The organism is Phormidium sp. CCY1219, assembly GCF_035615515.1.
Lineage (GTDB): Bacteria > Cyanobacteriota > Cyanobacteriia > Cyanobacteriales > Laspinemataceae > CCY1219.
The window spans coordinates 1-305 of sequence record NZ_JAJENT010000633.1; the positions used below are offsets into that span (position 1 = coordinate 1).

The 305-nt window shown below is 53.8% G+C and carries 1 protein-coding gene; it reads right to left on the reverse strand.

Annotated elements, in window-relative coordinates; translation table 11 throughout:
* Nucleotides 1-305, reverse strand: a 305-nt coding sequence (locus LKK83_RS18020; RefSeq protein WP_324632649.1) for a hypothetical protein, incomplete at both ends; no start/stop codon positions are given.

Sequence of the window (305 nt, forward strand, 5' to 3'; positions counted from 1 at the left end):
GGGGTCGGGAGTATCTCGGCGATCGCTTCTGGGGTTCGACCCATTCCGATGCGATCGAGGTGTCTGCGGAAAGGTTGCAATGTTTGAAAAATCGATTCGTTGAGCGTTTCCCACAAGCGCAGCCGGTCGGAAAACTTCAGGTAAGGCAAGCGTTCCACAATCTCATCGAACGCTGCCGCAGAATTCGGAACAGTCATCACGTTCCGCACCAGCTTCGTCAGAGGCAACTCCCCCTCAATATAGGCATTGAGTTCATCTGCCGTCACGCCCAAAAAGTTAAGCAGCGCCTCTCGGTTGCGCTTATA